The organism is Bacteroidota bacterium (assembly GCA_016718825.1).
Lineage (GTDB): Bacteria > Bacteroidota > Bacteroidia > J057 > JADKCL01 > JADKCL01.
Map to the genome: position 1 here is coordinate 26326 of JADKCL010000010.1, position 22313 is coordinate 48638.

20 protein-coding genes and 1 tRNA gene are annotated in these 22313 nt (G+C 49.6%); 7 read left to right on the forward strand and 14 right to left on the reverse strand.

The annotated features are described in order from the left end of the window. Positions 1-13: 13 nt before the first annotated feature. Positions 14-616, reverse strand: a complete 603-nt coding sequence (locus IPN95_13085) for a hypothetical protein (protein ID MBK9450318.1) — start codon at positions 614-616, stop codon at positions 14-16. A 72-nt stretch (positions 617-688) separates the two neighbouring features. On the opposite strand from IPN95_13085, the gene IPN95_13090 reads away from it, so the two are divergent. From IPN95_13090 to IPN95_13105, 4 genes are all read left to right on the forward strand, one after another. After that, complete coding sequence (locus tag IPN95_13090; GenBank protein MBK9450319.1) at positions 689-1276, forward strand: alpha-ketoglutarate-dependent dioxygenase AlkB; 588 nt, start codon at positions 689-691, stop codon at positions 1274-1276. A gap of 295 nt (positions 1277-1571) precedes the next feature. Next, positions 1572-3980, forward strand: a complete 2409-nt coding sequence (locus tag IPN95_13095) for a hypothetical protein (GenBank protein MBK9450320.1) — start codon at positions 1572-1574, stop codon at positions 3978-3980. 40 nt (positions 3981-4020) lie between these two features. Next, on the forward strand, positions 4021-4353 hold the full coding sequence (locus IPN95_13100) for a hypothetical protein (protein ID MBK9450321.1): 333 nt from the start codon (positions 4021-4023) through the stop codon (positions 4351-4353). Further along, the gene (locus tag IPN95_13105) at positions 4347-4715 is read left to right on the forward strand and encodes a hypothetical protein (protein ID MBK9450322.1); all 369 of its coding nucleotides are present in this window, start codon (positions 4347-4349) and stop codon (positions 4713-4715) included. The genes IPN95_13100 and IPN95_13105 overlap by 7 nt, the downstream gene beginning before the upstream one ends. Before the next feature lie 80 nt (positions 4716-4795). On the opposite strand, the gene IPN95_13110 is transcribed toward IPN95_13105, so the two are convergent. Further along, complete coding sequence (locus tag IPN95_13110) at positions 4796-5965, reverse strand: PKD domain-containing protein (protein ID MBK9450323.1); 1170 nt, start codon at positions 5963-5965, stop codon at positions 4796-4798. Between the two features lie 234 nt (positions 5966-6199). Here IPN95_13110 and IPN95_13115 point away from each other — a divergent pair, with 234 nt between their 5' ends. The 3 genes from IPN95_13115 to IPN95_13125 all read left to right on the forward strand — a co-directional run bounded on the left by IPN95_13115 (position 6200) and on the right by IPN95_13125 (position 8832). Continuing rightward, positions 6200-6475: a hypothetical protein gene (locus IPN95_13115; protein MBK9450324.1), complete on the forward strand. Its 276-nt coding sequence runs from the start codon at positions 6200-6202 to the stop codon at positions 6473-6475. Positions 6476-6802: 327 nt separating this feature from the next. Beyond that, positions 6803-8026 (forward strand): hypothetical protein, encoded by a 1224-nt coding sequence (locus tag IPN95_13120; protein ID MBK9450325.1) that lies wholly within the window; start codon positions 6803-6805, stop codon positions 8024-8026. Positions 8027-8034: 8 nt separating this feature from the next. Continuing rightward, complete coding sequence (locus tag IPN95_13125; protein MBK9450326.1) at positions 8035-8832, forward strand: alpha-ketoglutarate-dependent dioxygenase AlkB; 798 nt, start codon at positions 8035-8037, stop codon at positions 8830-8832. A gap of 129 nt (positions 8833-8961) precedes the next feature. Here IPN95_13125 and IPN95_13130 read toward each other — a convergent pair whose 3' ends face one another. From IPN95_13130 to IPN95_13185, 12 genes are all read right to left on the reverse strand, one after another. Beyond that, positions 8962-9294: a hypothetical protein gene (locus tag IPN95_13130; GenBank protein MBK9450327.1), complete on the reverse strand. Its 333-nt coding sequence runs from the start codon at positions 9292-9294 to the stop codon at positions 8962-8964. 62 nt (positions 9295-9356) lie between these two features. After that, positions 9357-10352, reverse strand: coding sequence for a zinc-binding dehydrogenase (locus tag IPN95_13135; GenBank protein ID MBK9450328.1), 996 nt, complete (start codon positions 10350-10352; stop codon positions 9357-9359). Between the two features lie 12 nt (positions 10353-10364). Beyond that, positions 10365-10880 (reverse strand): phosphoribosyltransferase, encoded by a 516-nt coding sequence (locus tag IPN95_13140; protein MBK9450329.1) that lies wholly within the window; start codon positions 10878-10880, stop codon positions 10365-10367. Positions 10881-11012: 132 nt separating this feature from the next. Then, positions 11013-15344, reverse strand: a complete 4332-nt coding sequence (gene rpoC / locus IPN95_13145; protein MBK9450330.1) for a DNA-directed RNA polymerase subunit beta' — start codon at positions 15342-15344, stop codon at positions 11013-11015. Positions 15345-15371: 27 nt separating this feature from the next. After that, a complete protein-coding gene (gene rpoB / locus IPN95_13150; GenBank protein ID MBK9450331.1) occupies positions 15372-19166 on the reverse strand; it encodes a DNA-directed RNA polymerase subunit beta in 3795 nt (1264 codons plus the stop codon). A gap of 140 nt (positions 19167-19306) precedes the next feature. Next, complete coding sequence (gene rplL / locus IPN95_13155) at positions 19307-19684, reverse strand: 50S ribosomal protein L7/L12 (protein ID MBK9450332.1); 378 nt, start codon at positions 19682-19684, stop codon at positions 19307-19309. Between the two features lie 60 nt (positions 19685-19744). Further along, positions 19745-20263 carry a 50S ribosomal protein L10 gene (locus IPN95_13160; GenBank protein ID MBK9450333.1) on the reverse strand — a complete coding sequence of 173 codons (519 nt, stop codon included), beginning with the start codon at positions 20261-20263 and terminating at the stop codon, positions 19745-19747. 3 nt (positions 20264-20266) lie between these two features. Then, on the reverse strand, positions 20267-20962 hold the full coding sequence (locus IPN95_13165; GenBank protein MBK9450334.1) for a 50S ribosomal protein L1: 696 nt from the start codon (positions 20960-20962) through the stop codon (positions 20267-20269). 12 nt (positions 20963-20974) lie between these two features. Continuing rightward, positions 20975-21421 carry a 50S ribosomal protein L11 gene (gene rplK, locus IPN95_13170; protein ID MBK9450335.1) on the reverse strand — a complete coding sequence of 149 codons (447 nt, stop codon included), beginning with the start codon at positions 21419-21421 and terminating at the stop codon, positions 20975-20977. A gap of 5 nt (positions 21422-21426) precedes the next feature. Continuing rightward, on the reverse strand, positions 21427-21969 hold the full coding sequence (nusG, locus tag IPN95_13175) for a transcription termination/antitermination factor NusG (protein ID MBK9450336.1): 543 nt from the start codon (positions 21967-21969) through the stop codon (positions 21427-21429). A 17-nt stretch (positions 21970-21986) separates the two neighbouring features. Then, on the reverse strand, positions 21987-22181 hold the full coding sequence (gene secE, locus IPN95_13180; protein MBK9450337.1) for a preprotein translocase subunit SecE: 195 nt from the start codon (positions 22179-22181) through the stop codon (positions 21987-21989). Between the two features lie 14 nt (positions 22182-22195). Beyond that, positions 22196-22268: transfer RNA gene (locus IPN95_13185), tRNA-Trp, on the reverse strand. Positions 22269-22313 lie beyond the last annotated feature (45 nt).

The following is a 22313-nucleotide window of genomic DNA, read 5'->3' on the forward strand; positions in this document are numbered from 1 at the left end:
TCCCAAATCGCATTCAATTCCGCGTTAAAGTCTCCGCTTTCATTTCCCGCACAAACTGCGCAAACAACGGTGCTTGGTCATAGCTGAATGCATTTGCCCGCGTGTGAAAGATGATCAGGTATTGATTCAAACAGCAGAAATAAGGCGTGGTATTGAAATAGACCTCGTCGCCGACGGGCGTCAGTTGTTGCATCGCTTTTGAGGCCAAACTTGCATTGTCAAATTCCCATTGTTCGATGACGCCGTCTGAAATCCAATCTGTCGCGTCTTTTTGGCGGTAGTAGTAGCCCCAGATGCTTTTGGCATTGCGGAATAGGTTCTGATCCAAGGCCGCGGAACCTTCTCCGTGAGGAATTTCACTGTCTTCAAAGGCGATGCGGTAAAACGGTCGCCCATCAAAACTGCGAATCGATGCCGTTTTCAATCCAGCATAGCCGGCGACCTTGCGCACCCGAGCGGTGTCTGCAACCCAACCCGATGATTCTAGTTCAGCAGCGAAGGTTTGCAGGGCAGCGATTGGAGCACCCGTCCATGCAGGTTGATTCTCCCGACATCCCCAGTATAGGCTCAGCATTCCAGCAACCAACAAAAGCTTTGTAATCGGTCCCGTTTTCATTCGCCGCTAAATTAAGACGAAAATTCATTTCCTCAATTGCAATTTAATTAGTTTTTTACTAATCTTGCACACATGAATCCTATTCATTTTACGAAAGTGATGCTTGATGCGCAACATGGCGTCTACATTTCCAAACCCGTCTCGGAATTGGCCAAGACTGGCGAAGCCTTTGATGCGATCTGGAATTGCCATCCGACGATCTTTCACAAGGTCAAAATCCTAGGCAAGGAAGTGCCCACGCCGCGTTGGCAGCAGTCCTACGGTAAAAATTACCGCTACACCGGCTCCGAAAACAATGCGCTACCGATCCCCGAAATTCTCATGGGATTCTTGGAATGGAGCAACAAAAACATCGATGAACGCCTCAATGGGCTTCTGCTCAATTGGTATGACGGTCGGCTTGGGCACTATATCGGTGCGCATCGAGACGATACACGGGACTTGATTCCGGGGAGTCCGATCGTGACCATCTCTCTTGGCGAATCCCGTGTTTTTCGAATGCGCCCCTACAAAGGAAAGGGCTTTCGGGACTTTCCGTTCCAAAATGGGCAAGCGATTGTCGTGCCCGAAGCCACCAACCAAGCCTGGACGCACGAGGTACCGCATTCGAAGACACAATATGGAAGGCGGATTTCGGTGACTTTGAGGGGGTATTCCTAACCATTTTTTGGCTGAAATTGATGGATGAAATGAATCCTCGAGAGGCGATACGCTGAGATGGCGAAGAATATGGGAATTGAACAACCAAGTCCTTCGTAATGGTTCAGGAAAGGTCCAAAGACGGCTTTTTGCTTGCCATGCAAACTCATTTGCCTTCGCGCAAAGACCATTTGTCACCCCCGAAAAATCTCCTAAATTCGCTTTCGAAAAGATCCTACCCTCCAAACGCAGCACGGTGCAGTTGCACCGCGTGCAGGATGATCGATTCGGCAATCATAGAAAGTGAGTTAGAAAAATGAACATCGCAGGAAAATACGATACGCAGCATCAGGAAGTTACGATCTTTCAGGACGGAAATTCCATTACCGCCCGGTATCAAGAAAAAGGCCAAGTCGAGGGGAAGCTCGAAGGCATGGAAGTCACCGGCACTTGGGTAAATGGCGCAGGCAGCGGCCTTTTCAAGTGGACATTTGATGCCGACGGCAATTTCAACGGTGTTTATAAATCCGGCATGGAGCCCGGACCGATGCGTGGGAAATGGAACGGAACCCGTATCGGATCCGCCGCACCTTCGCCTGTGGAGGTATCTGCGCCTGTGCTGGAGGCACCTGTGAGCGCGCCTGTGGCCGTGGCAACAAGCACACCTGCTTCGCTCACGACACCCGCGAATGAAACAGTAGTCGGCCCGGGGCCCGATGGCAAATTCACCGATCCCGAAGGCACTGTCTATGAAGGCAAATGGGCTGGCAATCAATTCGTCAGCGGCAAGGCTACGGAGGCAGACGGATCGGTGAGCGAGGGCGAATTCAAGGATTTTGCATTGCACGGCAAGGGCAAATACACCTATTCGGAAATCGTCAAAGACGAGGAGGATCCGGAGGACGAAGGCGAAGAAGCCGAGACCGTCATGGACGGCAATTGGTCTGAGGGCGTGATGGTGTCAGGCAAGATTTTCATCGATGGCGACCTCTACGAGGATGGCGAATTCAATGAAGACGGCGATTTGCAGGGCCGTGGCCGCCGCGACAACGGCGATGGCGGCTATGAGGAAGGCACATTCGAGCAGGGCGAATTGATCAAGGGCAAAGTGCGCTCCACCGATGAAGACGGCAATGTCTATGAAGGTGAATCCAGCGATGGTGCCTGGAACGGCATGGGCAAGTACACCTATGAAGACGGCACCTTCTACTCCGGGGAATTCAATACCAACGCTTTCACGGGACAAGGCAAATATCAGGAACCCAACGGCGACTGGAAAAATGGTACTTGGGAAAACGATGAATTCGTCGAGGGACGCATCCGCGAAACGGACGAGGATGGCAATGTCTACGAAGGCGGCTACGCGTTGGAGGGACGCAATGGCAGGGGCAAACTGACCTTCGTCAATGGAAGCTACTATGAAGGCGAATTCCTGGATGGCAATTACGACGGCAGGGGCAAATTTGTCTATTCGGATGGCGATTGGAAGGAGGGCAAATGGGAGAATGACAATTTCATCGAGGGCAAGGTAAAGTTGGTACTCGAAAATGCCACCTACGAGGGGGAAATGAAAAACGACATGTACCACGGGCAAGGCAAGCTCGTTTACAATTCAGGGAATGTGTACGAAGGCGAATTTCAGGACAATGAAATGCACGGAAAGGGCAAATTCACCTATGGCGATGGCTCCGGCTACCGCGATGGCCTCTTTCAAAACGATGCATTTGTCAGCGGGAAATCCAACCGCACATTCAGCGACGGCGGCAGCTACGAGGGCGATATCGTGGACCGTGACTGGACGGGCAAAGGGAAACGTGTGTATCCCAACGGCAATGTCTATGATGGCGAATGGCTTGACAACGTCTACCATGGCAAGGGCAGGCTGGACAAGACCAATGGCGATTTCGAAGACGGCACCTGGGAAAACGGCCAATTTGTAGAAGGTGATGTGCGCAAGACCGAGGCCGACGGCTCATGGTACGAAGGTATGTGGGCGGAAGGAATCCCGAATGTATTGGGCCGCTGGGAAAACCCCAAAACGGGCGAATTCAAGGATGGCATGTGGGACGAGGACGGGTTTTATTCGGGTGAAATGCGGCTCTTGGTCAATGGCAAATTGCAGGACTTGGACGGCATCACATGGTTCGTAGACAATGCCTGGGCCAAGGAAAAAGAGCGTCTCAAGATCGAGGAAGCCAAGCAAGCCCGCATTGCCGCCGAGCGGGAGGCAGAGCGCCAAAAAGCCCAAAAGGAACGCGAAAAGGTCGAAGCTGCTGCAGCCAAGGAGCGCGAAAAAGCTCAAAAAGAGCGCGAAAAGGCAAATGCCGCCAATGACAAGGAGCGCGAAAAAGCCGCCAAAGCACGCGAGGCCGAGCAAAAGAAAAAAGATGCGGAAAAGAAGAAAAAGGACGCCGAAAGGGAGAAAACCCGGGCGCGTTACTTCAATATCCATTACAAGATCAAGCTCACGAAAGCTAAGAGCTCCACGCATTACAAAGGTGAAGAATTTGGCATGATCGGCATCGTCTTCAACGGCGGCAAGACCAAGCAGGTCAAGACGCACGACAAGGGTGAATCCATCGAGCGCAAAATCAGGATTTCGCATGAGGGTCAGAGCATCCCTTCAAGCTTGGTCAAGCACTACATCGAGAAAAACGACGCCGATGTCAAGGCCGGCCGCGCAGGAACGAGTACGATTGTGGTGATCAGTGTGAAGGAGGCGTAGCACCCAAAGGTCATGATCGATTTCAAAAACAATATTCTACGTGGATAGCGCAACTGCAAAAAATCACATCCAAGAAACTTGTGGCTTGGGATGGCTCAATTTGGTGGATATTGTTTTTGACAATCAACCGGAGAATGTTCAAATCACGGAAGTGTTCCAAAAATGGGCTGGGCTGGAAGTTCGTTTTCGTGGAGAGGATGAGCATTTCAAGGAACTTACACAGCAGGTGAATTACATCAGCCGAAAGATGTGCGAAATATGTGGAAAGAGCGGATTTTACACGGTGATGGATGGCTGGGAAACGACCCTGTGTGAAGCGCACTTCATGCTGTCGGATGCCAAATCAAAATCCCGGGGAAAGAAGTCGTGGTGACAACTGTGGGTGCGATGCTAGACCAAGACTTCTGTACATTTTTAGAGTATAAACTCTGCAAGGCATTTGAGCATTCTGAGATGGACAGCATCAGAGGTTTTTGGTGCGATGGCGTGCTTTTTCACCAGCCCGAACTTGCTGATGCTCAGAAATTTGTAAATGACAATCGGCGGATGGCCTTCAAAGCTTATGTGGGCAAGGATGGGCAAACGGAATACGAACTGATTTTAAAGTTCGGAAACAAAGCCTTGAGCCGCTTTGCAAGAAACTTGGACATCAGGGAATGTTTTCCCGATCCAAGCAAGGAATTGGGATTCGACATTGACACGAAGCGAAAACGAATCGAAATCCAGCTCTCATAGGCGAGGTTGGAAATTGGCATTGGCGATCCCACTTTGTGAATCTGCGTCGCGGCCAAAGCATCCGCAAATGGATTCAAATCCTATTCTGCGATCACAAGTTTCTTCACAAGACTGCTGCCATTGCCATCCTCCAAACGGATCCAATAGAGCCCTTGCGGCAGTCGAAGGTCCAGCTCTTGCCGCAACATACCTCGATTGACCGGGAGAGAACCAGCCGCGAGCACCTTCGAATGTAGGTCTTGGATGTAGTACCGCAATTCACCATCCAGCAAGCCATGCCCTTCGAGCCGAAACTGACCATTGCTGGGGTTGGGTACGATCTCGAGGTCTGTCCATTGCAAGGCTTGGATAGCCGTAGTGTTCAGATTGACCGTCGTGCAGGTCGTCGTGGTGCCACAAGTATCGGTAACGGTGAGGCAGGCATTGTAGGTGCCCGGGCCGGCGTAGGTATGCGTGAGGGAATTGGAGACTGCAGTACTCGTGTTGCCGTCGCCGAAATCCCAAAGCCAGATGGCACCGGCAGTGGCAATAACGGAATCGGTAAAAGTCGTTTGGAATCCACTCATTTGGTGTTGCAAAATGACCACTGGCGAGCGCCAGCAAGCAATGTTGATGGTATCGCAGGTCGTTGCATAGGAAAAACAATTGCTGCCAAAGTAATAGCCGCAGGCCCACACTGGACCTGGCACCAATACGGTGTCAGTCACAACACTCCCAAAAGAATACTTGGGGGAGGTCGTGAGGCCCGGGCCAAATATGTTGATCTCCACCGTATTGACCCAGATATTGGCATAGGCATTCGCTGACAAGTAAGGCAGGGAACCAGTGTAATAAAGAACTTCCAAATTCAGTGGCGTAGTCAGGTGCTGGCAATCAAAGTCCTGGACGATGAAAGTCGTGTCAGACCCAAAGGCATTGGAAACGATTTGCCAGATCTTCACAGTATTACCCGGAATATTGTTGCTGGTCACGATCGCAGTGGGGCTGTAGTTTGTTGCGTTTTGGCTCCCATAGGTGACACAAGGCAATGAAGGGCAATTGGCCGCCGTGACACGGTAGTTCCATGATGTCGGACTGCCAGTCGAGGTGTTGTGCAGGTAGGCCATCCATTCTTGAACCTGAAAACCAGCACGCAGGCTGTCAAACGTGATGCCCGCCACAGGTGGATTTTGCGCAAATACGGATTGACCAGACAGGATACAAACGCAGCAAAGCAGGGCTGAAATTGCCCATCGTTTCGAATTGACCATTGTGAAACCGATTGGTGAGATAAATCGAAATCAAGCCTTACCTACCGTATGCGAAGGACAATTTACAAAGTAATCTCTTGGAAAACAACAGGTAAATGCCGCCAATAGCCTCCTGATTCGCCTGCAAGCGCGATCCATTCCTCCGAAAGTTGAATGGTAATTAGTATGCATGCATAACAAAATCCGATTCCGATTCGTAAACCTGCGCATTGTCTCACTAAAACATCAAAAAATATGCAACCAGGAAGTTTTGACTCCAACACAAGCAGCTGGAATTTTCTCGTTTGGGCAGGTTTTGTGATCTCATTCACAGCGACGGTGACAGGCCTGGTCATCGCACCCTTGATGATCTGGGTGAAAGCCTTTTTGGGAATGGGCATCGTTTTCATCACGGTTTCATGCTTCAGTTTAGCGAAAACCCTGCGCGATCAGCATGAGCAGCGCAAGCTGATGAACAGGATCTCAGAGGCCAAGACTGAAAAGTTGCTTTCGGAAGTGCGGGAATTGTGAGCCTATGCGCGATAGATACCCGCAAACGCATTTCAGTCGACATCCAAGGATATCCTCGTCTTTGGGGCTGCTTGACCTTTCCCCTATAAGTTAGGGCTTGGCCTTTTACCTGTGCGCTTGTCGATGAATGCGCTTTTTGAGCGACGCGCTGGAAGCGATAGCCTTCTTTCTTACATTTTGCAATCACTTGCATGATCCTTATCTTTAAACGGAATGAATTCATTCACGGAATTCGTTTGGTCACCACGTGAATCGTTTACAATTCAAGGAAATATGCAAAGGGTAATGAGCTCAAATCTCATCCCCCCCCATCGGCGCACCGCAATCATGAAAACAGAAAACACGATTTCGAAAACAAAGAACCTGCTCCTCCTTTTGCACAACCGAGACGAAAATGCGCAAGCACTTCGGGAATTGTCCGCGCATTTCTGCGGCGTGGTGGTCAGTAAACTCGCGGAGTTTCCAGCAGATCTCACTGGGAAACGGATCCATGTTTGTGGGGATATTGCCCAACTTGAAGAGATCGGAACGCCGTTGTACATCATTCGGGAGCTTTCCTTCAACTACGAAGACTCGAATCCGGCGCTAATTCACTTCCTCTCTCTGGGCCAAGTTCCAGTGATTGTCAGCAATGCCGGCGTGTACTTTCGGAGGTTGTTTGAGGAGGATAATTACTTTCAAAGGATCAAAAATGAGCATGTATTCCAAGATTTGACAGAATCGACCAAGCCGGGAATGGCCTTGCGAAAGGGAATCTATTTGACATCGGTTTCAAAGGAGGAAAGCGTGGACGGCAAAGAGGCATTGCATTACAGGCTGCTACGTTGTTCAAGTAATTTATCTGGTCCTACCGACAATTTCAGGTCGACAGACCATGAAATCATGGATCGCATCAACGCCGCTGCAAAATATGTTTTTGAGGAAGAAACGACCTTGAATCATGTTTTAGCGCAGATTTATGAGAACAAAAAGAAGTCCGATTCGGAGGAAAAAGAATCCAAGGCCAGGATCAAAGCGCATTCCGACAAGACAAAGGATATGCCCAAAGAAGCCTTGATCGCGTTCTGTACGTTTTACGACAGCGCCAATTTCGAGCATCTCAAGCCCTCATCAACGGACCGATTTGATTGGTGTTACAAGCAAGCTAGCGGATTGACCCGGCTACACTTCAAACTGAAAAAATCCGTCGCTGATGATCGTCTTGCCAAAGAATTCAGTGTGACCTTGTATCCGAATTCTGTCTTTTTTATTCCACTTTCCACCAATCGGCTGTACACCCATGAGATTCGGCCATCGATGCTCAACATTGACATGATTCCCACAAGATTGGGATATGTGGCACGCTGCTCGTCCACCGAGGCGATTTTCCGGGACGCGCAAACGTTCATCATGGAAAATGGCAATTGGGTGCCGCTCGAAGACATGACGATTGAAACGATGAACAGTTTGAAAGAGAGTTATGTCGAAGAAAATCAAACGGAGAGAAGGGTTCAATATGGAAAAGTGCATTTCAGCATGAACCGTGGCGACTATCAACAACCCATTCATTGAAACCGGAAATGGAAAACCACGGCTTCCACAAAATTTTGCTTCCCTTGGAAAAGGAAGTCTTCACCACGCTTTCTCATTCCGCTGAATTTGAAGACGTTGCCAAGGGAAGAAAAGGAACCCATTTGGTCGATCCGGGGGCTCAGGGAGTCCCGATTGTGAGAACGACGACCCGCTATGAAAAGGCTCCGAATACATTCGCCGGCATACACCAAGCAATCTCGGAGGCCATCCGTCAGGACGTCAGGCATCGGAAAATCCTCGAAGACACTTCTCTGAAATTCAACAACGCCTTGATTGAAATCTACGACGACCGCTACAGCAAGATGAAATACCATTCCGATCAGGCCTTGGATTTGGAAGCAAACTCCTGTATTGCCCTGTTTTCCTGCTACGAGCGGCCGTCGGACCTTACTGAAAAAACGCTCAGAAAACTCAAAATCCAAAACAAAGTCACATTCGAGGAATTTGAATTCACCCTTGAAAACAACTCGGTGATCCTCTTTTCCTTGGCAACCAATTCAAGATTCCAGCACAAAATCGTCTTGGAAGCGCCAACGGGTTTCCAGCCTACAGAAGGCGGCAACCGATGGCTTGGGATTACATTTCGGCAATCCAAGACATGGATTCAATTCAAGAATCAACGCGGTTACTTTCCAAACGGAGAATTGTTGACCTTGGCTGACCCGGAACAAGCCAGGGAATTTTATCAATTGCGTGGGCAGGAAAACGATGCCCTCGAATTTGAATACCCTGACATTTCCTACACGTTGAGCACCGGGGATATGTTGGAACCTCGGGAGATTTGAAAGGTAGCTTGGCGATCCATGACCATTCCAAGGCTATTCCCCGAAACCCAAAAACGCCCTAAAAAAACACTTGAAAATGAAGGATTTGCAGAACGAATCCCATAATCCCAAAATGAAAACAATCGAAATTCAAACGGATAGGATCGAAACCAATGAACCCCAAAAGAGTAACCCCAATACCGTCCATAGAACGGTATCGGCAGCCTTTTGGTGGTATCCCTTTTCCTTCAAATAGAGACTCACGACTGCCGCACCAATGAATCCGATCACTGGAAAAACGAGCAACGTCATCTTTAACCCCAACGGCATCGGTTCCTCCGCCAATTGCGCTTGCGCCTGCTTTGCCTGCTCAGCATCCGACAACATGGATTGGATTTCGTTGGCAGGCAAATTTCGTTCCTGCAAGATTTCCTCCATCGCTGCAATCGCCTCCGGTCGGTAATCCGTACGATTGGCAAGCATTGTGATCAACCTTTCGTTTGAAAAATCGCTGAACTTTTGCTTGTATTCGGATTGCATCAATTCTACAGCTCCACCACCAATTTTCCTACCTGCGTTCCGGCTTCCATCTTGGCAAATGCTTGCTGTGCTTCCTCAAACGGAAAAACCTCGTCGATGACCGGCACAATTTCGTGTTCATTGACAAACCGGAGCATATTGTGAAAATCGGAAGGCGAACCCATCGTGGATCCTAGAATGCTGAGTTGTTTCCAGAAAATTTTTTGGGGAGAGACTTTTTCCAGGTTGCCGCGCGTGCCACCATAAATCACGATTCTTCCGGCATTCCCTGCCAAATCGGTCAAATCGGCGAATCCAGCACCGCCTGCGCCGTCAATGATGACGTCAAAACTTCCAGCCGCTTCCTTGAGTTGTTTGGCCCAACCCTCGGTCTTGTAGTTCACGCCTCCCTTTGCTCCCATTCCGATGGCTGACTTGATTTTCGCATCCGATCCGCTTGTGACCCAAACTTCGCAACCACTTTTATGCGCGAATTGCAAGGCAAACTGAGCCACTCCCCCACCGATGCCCGTCACAAGCACACGGTCACCCGCCTTCGTGCGTGCGCGCTTGAACAAGGCGCGAAAAGCCGTCAAACCTGCCAAAGGCAAGGCAGCAGCTTGGGCAAACGAAAGGTGGGCAGGCATTGGATGCACATATTCCAAAGGAACATTGACTAAATCGGCCAAAGTTCCGTTATCCGGCAAACCTAAAATCTTGAATTCACTGCCCTGCGCATCTTCGTCTTCTCCCCAATTGAAGCTTGGATTGATCAACACAGCCTTCCCCATCCATTCCTGGGATACCGCTGCACCTACCTTCTCGACAATGCCGGCACCATCTGAACCGAGTACCAAAGGGTACTTGATGCCAGCGTATTGCCCCTTGGTGATCCAAAGGTCGCGGTGGTTCAAGGCAGCCGCCTTGATGCGGATTTGCAGCTTCCCCGCCTTCAACAATGGATCAGGTAGTGTTTTGATTTGCAACGGAATGTCTTTGCCTTCGAGGACAAGTGCTTTCATAGCGGAATTGAATTAGAAAATGAAGGCTTCGGCCCGCTCTGTATCGGGATCGACTTCAACCGTGATATATTGTTTGAGACTCGTCGCCATTTCCATCCCTACATAATCGTGTGTGACGGGAAACAAATGGTGGCCCCGGTCAATGAGAAATGCCGTCTGAATCTTGGCAGGGCGCAAGTCGGCAGCCAAAATAAGCGCTTGCACGACGGTACCACCGGAATACAAGACATCGTCCACAATCAGGATCGTACCACTCGCGAGGGTTTCAACGCTGACCGGCGTTTCCCAAGCGAGTTCGTTACGATCAGCAACTTTGACCAAGTCGGCACGCGTTACCTGCAATGGCGATATTTCATTCAAATGCCGCTGAATTCTGTCTGCCAGATACCCTCCACGTGGACCAATGCCCGTCAGCAAGATCGTGGATTCAGCAAAATTGCGTTCATAAATCTCATAGGCCATTCTGCGAAGCATGGCCGAAATGGCACCTGCGCTCAGAATTTTAACTTTTTCCTTGGTAGCTTCCATCAGGCTAAAAATAATACAAAAGCGGGATTGGATGCGCGAAAGGCAACAATAAAAGTAGAAAAGGCTGCACAAGGTATCAACAAAAACGGGAACCCGAAAGTTCCCGTTTTTCATTTTGGAATATGGCAGCGCTTAGTCGCGCACCACGTCGCGATGACGAGCTTCCCCAGCTTTTTCCTTGGCATGTTTTGCCTTGAATTCTGCGAGGTCGCCGACAATGACATCTTCGTATTCGCGCAGACCGGTACCTGCAGGGATCAAGTGGCCGACGATCACGTTTTCCTTCAGACCCAACAATTCGTCGGTCTTGGCTGTGATAGCGGCTTCGCTGAGCACCTTGGTGGTCTCTTGGAACGATGCAGCTGATAGCCAGCTCTTCGTACCCAAAGAGGCGCGGGTAATTCCTTGCAGGATCGGACGGCCGACAGCAGGGCGAGCGACGCGAGCGACCACCAATTTGAGCTCCTTGCGGGCCAACATTTGGTTTTCTTCGCGCAATTTGCGGCTGCTGACGATTTGTCCAGCTTTCAGCTTCTCGCTGTCACCAGACTCTTCGATGAAGACTTTGTCCCAGATCCAGTCATTCTCCTCCTGGAAGTCGCGGCGGGAGACTTGTTCCTTCTCGAGGAAGATCGTATCACCTGCATCGACAATCAGCAGTTTTTGCATCATTTGGCGTACCACGACCTCGATGTGCTTATCGTTGATCTTCACACCTTGGAGACGGTACACTTCTTGAATTTCGTTCACGATATAGGCTTGCACCGCACTTGGGCCTTTGATGGCCAAGATTTCGGCTGGAACCACAGCACCATCGGAGAGCAAATCACCAGCGTAAACCAGGTCATTGTCTTGAACGAGGATGTGCTTCGTGAGCGGAATCATGTATTTACGGGTGTCAGAACCATCGCGGCTCGTGACAAACACCTCGCGGTTACCACGCTTGATACCACCCAAGGAGACGATACCGTCGATCTCGGAGACAGCAGCAGGGTTACTTGGGTTACGTGCTTCGAAAAGTTCCGTTACCCTTGGAAGACCACCGGTGATATCAGAGGTTTTGCCGCTGACTCTTGGAATCTTCACCAAGATTTGACCGGCCTTGATTTCCTCTTTGTCGTCGACCATGATGTGTGAACCGATCGGCAAGTTGTAGGAACGCAAAGGCTTGCCTTTGGCGTCACATACTTTGATGGCCGGGTTCAAGGTACGGTCTTTGGAATCGATGACCACCTTTTCAGTGTGACCAGTAGTTTCCTCCGTCTCCTCCAAAAAGGTCATGTCTTTGGCAAGGCTATCGTAGTGAACCACACCATCAAACTCGGAGAGAATCACAGCATTGTAAGGGTCCCAACGGCAGACTTCATTTCCTTTTTCGACATCAGCACCATCTGCGAAAAGCAATTGTGAACCGTAAGGAATATTGTGCGTTGAAAGCACCCTACCCTTTGGACCCATCAAACGCATCTCACCGGAACGGGTGATCACGATGGTCTTGAAATCGTCACCTTCGCGCCGCTGAACGGTACGAATGTTCTCAAATTCAATCTTTCCAGCGTACTTGACGACAATTTTGGAGTCCGCAGCAAGACGGTTTGCAGCACCACCCACGTGGAAGGTACGCAATGTCAACTGGGTTCCAGGTTCACCGATCGATTGCGCTGCAATGACACCGACAGCTTCGCCAACTTCAACGTGACGGCCGGTTGCGAGGTTGCGACCATAACACTTAATACATACACCGTTTTTGCTTTCGCAGGTAAGCACGGAGCGAATCTCAATACTTTCCAAACCGGATGCATCCAAGGCGGTGGCATAGGTCTCAGTGATCATCTCATTGGCAGGGACAATCACTTCATCCGTTTCTGGATGACGAATTTCCTCAACGGAAACACGACCCAAAGCACGTTCGCCAATGCCCTCGACAAGTTCGTCGCTTTGAATCAAGGCTTCAACCTTGAGACCACGCAACGTTCCGCAATCGCTTTCCGTGATGATCACGTCTTGTGAGACGTCGACCAAACGACGGGTAAGGTAACCTGCGTCAGCCGTTTTCAAAGCGGTATCAGCCAGACCTTTACGTGCACCGTGGGTCGAAATGAAGTACTCCAACACGGAGAGACCTTCTTTGAAGTTGGAGAGGATCGGGTTTTCGATGATCTCGCCAGCAGAACCCTTGAGTGACTTCTGTGGTTTGGCCATCAGACCCCTCATACCACCCAATTGACGAATTTGCTCACGTGAACCACGTGCACCGGAATCCAACATCATGTAAACGGAGTTGAAGCCGTCGTTGTCGTTTTCCAATTGGAGCATCAACGTCTTGGTGAGTTCACGGTTGGTTTTTGTCCACTCGTCAATCACCTGATTGTAACGTTCGTTTTCCGTAATGAAGCCCATTTCGTAGTCGTCGGTGATCGCAGCGATCGCCGTTTCGGCTCCTTTGATGAAGGCTTCTTTTTCCTCGGGAATCAAGACCTCGGAAAGACCGAAGGAAAGGCCACCTGCAAATGCATTGCGGAAACCAAGCGCCTTCAAATCATCCAAGAAGATCGCGGTACGCTTCAAACCGCATCTTGTGAAGATGTCGGAAATGATCGCATTAACGGCCTTTTTGGTGAGGACTTTGTTGATATAAGGAACATTGACCGGCACGATCTGATTGAACATCACGCGGCCACAAGTGGTCTCGATGATCTCAGTCTCCGGCTTGCCCGTGATGGGGTGCATATGCACTTCACCGGTAGCAAATTCCTTTTTAGGAACACGGATGCGAATGTGTGCGTGCTTGGCAAGACGACCTTCGTTGTGGGCAATGACGACCTCTTCGAAGCTCGAGAAGACAAGACCTTCCCCAATTTGCTTTGGACGCCCCTTTGTCAGGTAATAGATGCCCAAAACCATGTCCTGTGAAGGAAGGGTGATCGGCTTACCGTTTGCAGGGTGAAGGATGTTGTGCGAAGCAAGCATCAGCACCATGGCCTCGAGGCAAGCCTCGTTGCTCAACGGTACGTGAACTGCCATTTGGTCACCGTCGAAGTCGGCGTTGAAACCGGTACAGACGAGCGGGTGAAGTTGGATGGCCTTACCTTCTACCAACTTGGGTTGGAAAGCCTGAATACCCAGACGGTGAAGGGTTGGAGCACGGTTGAGGAGCACAGGGTGGCCCACCAACACGTTTTCCAAGATGTCCCATACCACAGGCTCTTTCTTGTCCACAATCTTTTTGGCGCTCTTCACCGTCTTGACAATGCCTCTCTCGATCAGTTTCCTGATCACGAACGGCTTGAACAATTCGGCGGCCATGTCCTTTGGCAAACCGCATTCGTGCAGTTTGAGGTTTGGACCGACCACGATCACAGAACGACCGGAGTAGTCCACCCTTTTACCAAGGAGGTTCTGACGGAAACGGCCTTGCTTACCTTTCAGCATATCTGAGAGGGATTTCAAAGCACGGTTAGAATCAGAACGGACAGCGTTGACTTTACGCGTGTTGTCAAACAAGGAGTCGACGGCTTCCTGCAACATGCGCTTTTCGTTGCGCAAAATCACCTCCGGAGCTTTGATTTCGATCAATCGCTTGAGACGATTGTTGCGAATAATCACGCGGCGATACAAGTCATTCAAGTCAGAAGTTGCGAAACGACCACCTTCCAAGGGAACGAGGGGGCGCAATTCTGGCGGAATGACAGGCACCATGCGGATCACCATCCATTCAGGACGGTTCTCGATGCGACGGTTGGCTGAGCGGAAAGCTTCAACGATCTTGAGACGCTTGAGCGCATCATTTTTACGTTGTTGCGAGGTTTCGTCGGCGGCGCGCTTGCGCAAGTTGTAGCTGAGGTCATCGAGGTTGATCGAACCCAAAAGTTGATCAAGCGCCTCGGCACCCATTTTAGCTACGAACTTGTTTGGATCGCGGTCATCCAACATTTGGTTATCCTTCGGCAGCGATTCCAGGACATTGAGATATTCTTCCTCTGTAAGGAAGTCCATCTTTTCCATCCCGTCAACAGCCTTCACACCCGGATTGATCACGACATAGCGCTCATAATAGATCACTTGGTCGAGTTTCTTGCCGGTGAGGCCAAGCAGATAACCGATCTTGCTTGGCAAGGTGCGGAAGTACCAGATATGGGCTACCGGAACCACCAAGGCAATGTGCCCCATGCGTTCGCGGCGCACCTTCTTCTCAGTAACTTCCACCCCACAGCGGTCGCAGATGATACCTTTGTAGCGAATACGTTTGTATTTACCACAGTGGCACTCATAGTCTTTGACCGGCCCGAAGATGCGCTCGCAGAAGAGGCCGTCTTTTTCGGGCTTGTATGTGCGGTAATTGATGGTTTCGGGTTTCAAGACCTCGCCATGAGATCTTTCCAAAATCATCTCCGGCGAAGCTAGGCTGATCGTAACCCTCCTAAAATCGCTGGTAATCCCTTTCTTTTCCTTGGTTGCGGACATTGACATGCTCCTAAATATATTTCAAGGTTAATCTAAGGTAACTTCAAGTGCAAGGCCTCTCAATTCGTGCAACAACACGTTGAAAGACTCGGGAATTCCCGGCTTGGGCAGCACGTCGCCCTTCACAATACTTTCGTAGGTTTTGGCGCGGCCAAAGACGTCATCCGACTTGACCGTCAACATTTCGCGGAGAATATGTGCTGCACCGAATGCTTCGAGTGCCCACACCTCCATCTCACCGAAACGCTGACCACCAAACTGCGCTTTACCACCCAACGGCTGCTGGGTAATGAGCGAGTATGGACCAATGCTCCTTGCGTGCATCTTGTCATCGACCAAGTGGCTCAGTTTCAACATGTAGATGATACCGACCGTGGTCATTTGATCAAAACGTACACCGGATTGACCGTCATACAGGTGACTGCGGCCCCACTCAGGAAGTCCAGCCTTTTTCAGATAACCTGCGACGTCTTCAGGGTGCGCACCGTCAAAGATAGGCGTAGCGAACTTCACTCCGAGTTTGCGACCTGCCCAGCCCAAAACCGTTTCATAGATTTGGCCCAAGTTCATACGGGAAGGCACACCCAACGGGTTGAGCACGATATCCACCGGCGTTCCGTCTTCCAAGAATGGCATGTCTTCGACAGGCACAATCCTTGCGACAACCCCTTTGTTACCGTGGCGACCAGCCATCTTGTCACCGACTTTCAGCTTACGCTTTTTGGCGACATAGACTTTTGCCAATTGGAGGATGCCTGATGGCAACTCGTCACCGACACGAATCTGGAATTCTTCCCTGCGGAAAGTACCTTCGATTTCGTTGTACTTGATCTTGTAATTGTGGAACAAGCGCTGAACGTTGCCGTTGAGCTCATTGTCTGCCGTCCAATCAGAAGGAATGATCTCCAGCCACTTGATCGCAGCCAAAGTCTTCTCGTTGAATTTCTTGCCGCTCGGGATAATCTCCTCACCGTACTTGTTACGTACGCCGATCGACTTTTCTTGGCCAAGCAACTGCAACAATTTACCCGTCATCAAGCGGTCGAGGTCTGCAAGATCGCTCTTGTATTTACCTTCGAGATCACCCAACTTCTTCTTGTCATTGGCACGGGCCTTACCTTCCTTCTTGTCCTTGCGGAAAAGCTTCTTGTCGATGACCACACCTCTTACGGATGGTGGCACACGCAATGAAGCATCCTTCACGTCACCTGCTTTGTCTCCAAAGATGGCGCGCAAGAGTTTTTCCTCCGGAGTCGGATCGGTTTCGCCTTTTGGTGTGATTTTACCAATCAGGATATCGCCCTCTTTCACCTCAGCACCGACACGGATCAAACCGTTTTCGTCGAGATTTTTGACAGCTTCCTCGCTGACGTTTGGAATCTCACGGGTGAGTTCCTCTTCGCCACGCTTGGTATCACGCACTTGAATATCAAACACTTCAATGTGAATCGAAGTAAACACGTCATCTGCGACGACCTTCTCGGAAATCACGATAGCATCCTCGAAGTTGTATCCTTGCCAAGGCATGAACGCAACCAAAAGATTCTTGCCAATCGCCAATTCACCGTCGTGCGTCGAATAGCCTTCCACCAACACAGAACCTTGCTCCACTTTGTCTCCCTGCTTCACAATCGGACGCAAGTTGACGGAGGTGTTTTGGTTCGTGCGTTGAAACTTTGGAAGGAAATACTCCTTGACGTTGGTTTCAAAATTGACGAGATCGTCGGTGAGCGTACGCTCGTAACGAATCGTGATTTTGTTGCCATCGACAAATTCGACGACACCATTGCCTTCGGCGATGATCAATGCACGCGAATCAACGGCAGCCTTTTGCTCCAAACCGGTACCGACGATCGGTGCCTGCGGGCGTAAAAGCGGAACAGCTTGACGTTGCATGTTTGAGCCCATCAACGCACGGTTAGCATCATCATGCTCCAAAAATGGAATCAACGATGCAGCCAACGATACGATTTGGTTTGGTGCCACGTCCATATAGGTCAACTCACCTGGCTCGACGAGCGGGAAGTCACCCATTTTACGTGCACGAACCCGAGGATCAACAAAATTGCCTTTGTCATCCAATGGGGCATTGGATTGTGCAATGATGATGTTGTCTTCTTCCTCAGCACTCAGATAGACCGTCTTCTCTTGAACCACACCACCTTCGACAACGCGGTAAGGCGTTTCGATGAAGCCCATGTCGTTCACCTTTGCATAAACACAAAGAGAAGAAATCAGACCGATGTTTGGTCCTTCAGGTGTTTCAATCGGACAAAGACGTCCGTAGTGCGTATAGTGAACGTCACGAACCTCAAAGCCTGCACGCTCACGGGAAAGACCACCGGGTCCCAAGGCAGAAACACGCCGCTTGTGCGTTACTTCTGCAAGTGGGTTGGTTTGGTCCATAAACTGGCTCAGCTGATTCGTTCCAAAGAACGAATTGATGACGCTCGACAATGTACGGGCGTTGATCAAGTCAGCAGGCGTGAACACCTCGTTGTCACGAATGTTCATCCGCTCACGGATCGTACGTGCCATACGTGCAAGACCGACACCAAACTGAGCATACAATTGCTCACCCACCGTACGGATACGACGGTTGCTCAAGTGGTCGATGTCATCGACGTGTGCCTTGGAGTTTTGAAGCTGAATGAGGTACTGGACGATGCGAATGATGTCGACCTTCGTCAACACCTGGGACTTCTCATCGTAGGCCTTGTGCAACTTCTTATTCAAACGATACCGCCCAACCTCACCGAGGTCATAGCGCTTGTCGCTGAAGAACAATTTGTCAATGATGCCACGTGCGGTTTCCTCATCCGGTGGTTCGGTGTTGCGCAACTGCCGGTAGATCAAATCCACAGCTTCAGCCTCAGAGTTGGAGTTATCCTTCTGAAGTGTATTGTAGATGATCGAATATTCAGCAGAATTGCTGTTGTCGGAAACCAAAATCACCACCTTGACGCTCGAGTCAACGATGGTATCGATATCATCTTTGTCAATCACGTGGTCACGCTCGAGAAGAACCTCGTTACGTGTGATCGTGATCACTTCACCGGTATCCTCATCAACAAAGTCTTCATCCCAAGTACGGAGAATCCTTGCGGCGAGCTTGCGGCCCACACACTTCTTGAGATTCGCCTTGGAAACTTTAACCTCTTCAGCGAGGCCAAAGATTTCGAGGATGTCCTTGTCGGTGGAATAACCGATGGCACGCAACAGCGTGGTTACCGGGAATTTCTTCTTACGGTCAATGTATGCAAACATGACGTTGTTCACGTCCGTTGCAAATTCAATCCAAGAGCCTTTAAACGGAATAATCCTAGCTGAATACAGCTTGGTACCGTTTGCGTGCAGACTTGAACCAAAAAACACGCCTGGTGACCGGTGCAATTGGCTCACAATGACACGCTCGGCGCCATTGATCACAAACGTACCAGAATCAGACATGTAAGGGATATTCCCCAAATAAACCTCTTGTACGACCGGCTCGAAATCATCGTTTTCGGGATCGGTACAATAGAGGTAAAGTTTTGCTTTAAGGGGTACAGCGTAGGTAAGTCCACGCTCTTTGCATTCTTCGATTGAATACTTGGGTGGATCGATATAATAATCGAGGAACTCAAGCACAAAATTCTCCCGTGCATCCGTGATCGGGAAATTCTCCTGAAACATTTTATGCAGACCTTCCTCCTTGCGCTTTTCAGGCGGAGTATCGAGCTGCATAAACTCTCGGAACGACTTCAACTGAACCTCAAGTAGGTCAGGATAATCGATTACCTTCTTAATTTGGGAGAACGAGATCCGGTTGGAGGTATAAATATTGGCAGCCAATGTCCAGAATATTAAAGGGTCATCAACAAGATGAAAAGTACAGTCAGAGGAAACAGCGATAGACCTGATTTTTTCAAACCAGGTCTATCGGCAGGATAGAGCCAAGCGTTGGGTCGTCAAAGACCTGATTACTTGATCTCTACAGTGGCTCCAGCTTCAACAAGCTGTGCCTTGATAGCTTCTGCTTCCTCTTTGGAAATCTTCTCTTTCACTGGACCGGGAGCGGCGTCCACGAGATCTTTAGCTTCTTTCAAGCCAAGGCCAGTGAGAGTTTTCACGATTTTGACAACGTTGAGTTTACCAGCGCCAGCGTCTTTGAGGATGACGTCAAACTCGGTTTGAGCGACGACTTCTTCAGCGACAGCAGCAGGACCAGATGTTGAAACAGCAACCGCTGCAGCAGCTGGCTCAATGCCGTACTCAGACTTCAGAATATCAGCGAGTTCCTTAACTTCCTTAACGGTAAGATTTACAAGTTGCTCTGCAAATGCTTTCAGATCTGCCATTTTTCCTAATAATTAAATTGTTTCGAAAATCTATCTCGAGTGTGTAACAGCAATAGAAAATTAACGCTCTTCCAAGGTCTTGAGCACGCCTGCGATGGTCGTGCCGCCAGAGGACAATTGGCCGAGCAATTTTTGGATTGGGGATTGGAGCAAACCAATCACTTCTCCGATCAACTCATTTTTGCCTTTGAGGTTTTGCAAGACGTCGAGTTGATCGTCGCCCACAAACACAGACTCATCGACATAAGCTACCTTCAAGGCAGGTTTAGCACCTTTCTTGCGGAAGTCTTTAATGAGTTTGGCAGGAACTTTGTAGTTCTCACCGACAAAGAACACTGAGGACTGCTGCTGCAATTCAGGAAAAACTCCTGAATAATCTTTGCCAGTAGCCTCCATCGCTTTGCGAAGCAATGTATTTTTTACGACTCTCAGCTCGATGCCTGCCTTGAAAGACATACGGCGAAGGTCATTGACTTGTGCCACGGTCAAACCGCCGGCATCGGTCACGTACACGTTAGGAGCAGTTTTAAGCTGACTCACCAAGTCTTGTACAATTGTGTTTTTTTCTTCCCTCGTCATGACTTATACTCCTACTGAGGTGTTGTCAATTTTGATACCGGGGCCCATCGTGCTGCTGAGGTAGATGCTTTTGAAGTAAGTGCCTTTTGAGCCACTTGGTTTCAATTTGAGCAATACCGTTGCGAGTTCGCGGGCATTTTCAGCGAGTTGATCAGCTGTGAAAGTGGTTTTACCAATTCCCACGTGGATGATACCGGTTTTGTCGACTTTGAAATCGATTTTACCAGCTTTCACCTCGGTAACAGCTTTGCCGATTTCCATCGTCACTGTACCGCTTTTAGGGTTAGGCATCAAACCACGTGGACCAAGCACACGTCCCAAAGGACCTACTTTGCCCATCACGTTTGGAGAACAGATGATGACGTCGATGTCGGTCCATCCTTCTTTGATCTTTTCGATGTACTCGTCGAGACCTACGAAGTCTGCACCAGCGGCGACCGCTTCTGCTTCCTTGTCAGGTGTAGTAAGAACCAACACCTTTACAGTTTTGCCAGTACCATGTGGAAGGGTTGCAACGCCACGAACCATTTGATTGGCTTGACGTGGATCAACTCCCAGACGGACGTGCATTTCGATCGAGGAGTCAAACTTTGTGTAAGTGACATCCTTCAAGAGCTTGGCTGCATCACTCACCGGATAAAATTTGGTGCGATCAACAGCAGCTATTGCGGCTTTATGCTTTTTTGAAACCTTCGGCATCTTTACTTGAGATTAATTCGCTCCCCAGGGGGCGGTTCCTTCGACAGTGATTCCCATGCTACGGGCTGTACCCGCAACCATTTTCATAGCAGACTCAAGCGTGAAGGCGTTGAGATCAGGCATTTTTGTCTCCGCAATTTCTTGCACTTGAGGCCAAGTTACCTTACCAACCTTCTTCCGGTTTGGCTCAGCAGATCCACCCTTCAATCCTGCAGCATTCATCAGCAGAACGGCAGCGGGGGGAGTTTTGACAACAAATTCAAAGCTCTTGTCCGTGTAAACGGTGATGAGCACTGGGAGAATCTGACCTTGCTTTTCCTGGGTGCGTGCATTGAACTGCTTGCAGAAGTCCATGATGTTGACACCTTTGGAACCAAGGGCAGGGCCAATGGGGGGAGCCGGGTTGGCTTGACCACCTTTGCATTGAAGCTTAACGTATGTAAATACCTCCTTAGCCATATTTTTTAGAATTCTTTTTCGACTTGGTAATAGTTCAGTTCGACTGGCGTATTACGTCCGAAAATTTTGACCATCACTTTGAGTTTCTTTTTATCCTCGTAGATCTCTTCCACAGTGCCGGAGAAGCCGTTGAACGGTCCAGCCATCACTTTGACTGGCTCACCCAAGACAAACGGATCTTCAGGGACTTCCCCAAGTTCATTCATCTCGTCGACCTTACCGAGGATTTTGTTGATTTCCGCAGCGCGGAGGGGAACAGGCTTCTGACCTTTTTCAGTTCCGAGGAATCCAATGACTCCCGGTACATCTTTGATCACTTGCATGATTTCACCATCCAAATCAGCTTCCATCAAAACATAACCTGGCAAAAAGCTTCTTTCGCGAATCTTCTTTTTCCCACCGCGCATTTCGAATACTTTTTCGGTAGGAATCAGAACTTGGGAGACCTGATTCTCAAGCTTAAGACGCTCGATTTCGGACTCGATATAGGTTTTCACCTTCTTTTCTTGCCCGCTGACCGCGCGAACTACGAACCACTGCTTGCCCATCGCGAAGAACGCTTTTATTAGTTGAATAATCCGTAAAGCAGCGACATGAGATTGCTCGAGACGATGTCAAGAACAAAAATCACGAACGCAATCAGCAGGGAAGCTACCAACACGGTGATGGTACTGCTTTGTAATTCCGGCACGGTGGGCCACTGCACTTTGTACAGCAACTCATCCGAATATGTCTGGAACCATGCCTTAAGTCTATCCATCTTTTCCTGATTTGCACGGGCGCTAGGGATCGAACCCAGGGCCTAAGGTTTTGGAGACCTTCGCTCTACCAGCTGAGCTACACCCGTTTATACCAAATATTCCCGACCGCCCCGTAAAGGACGGGTCGGGAA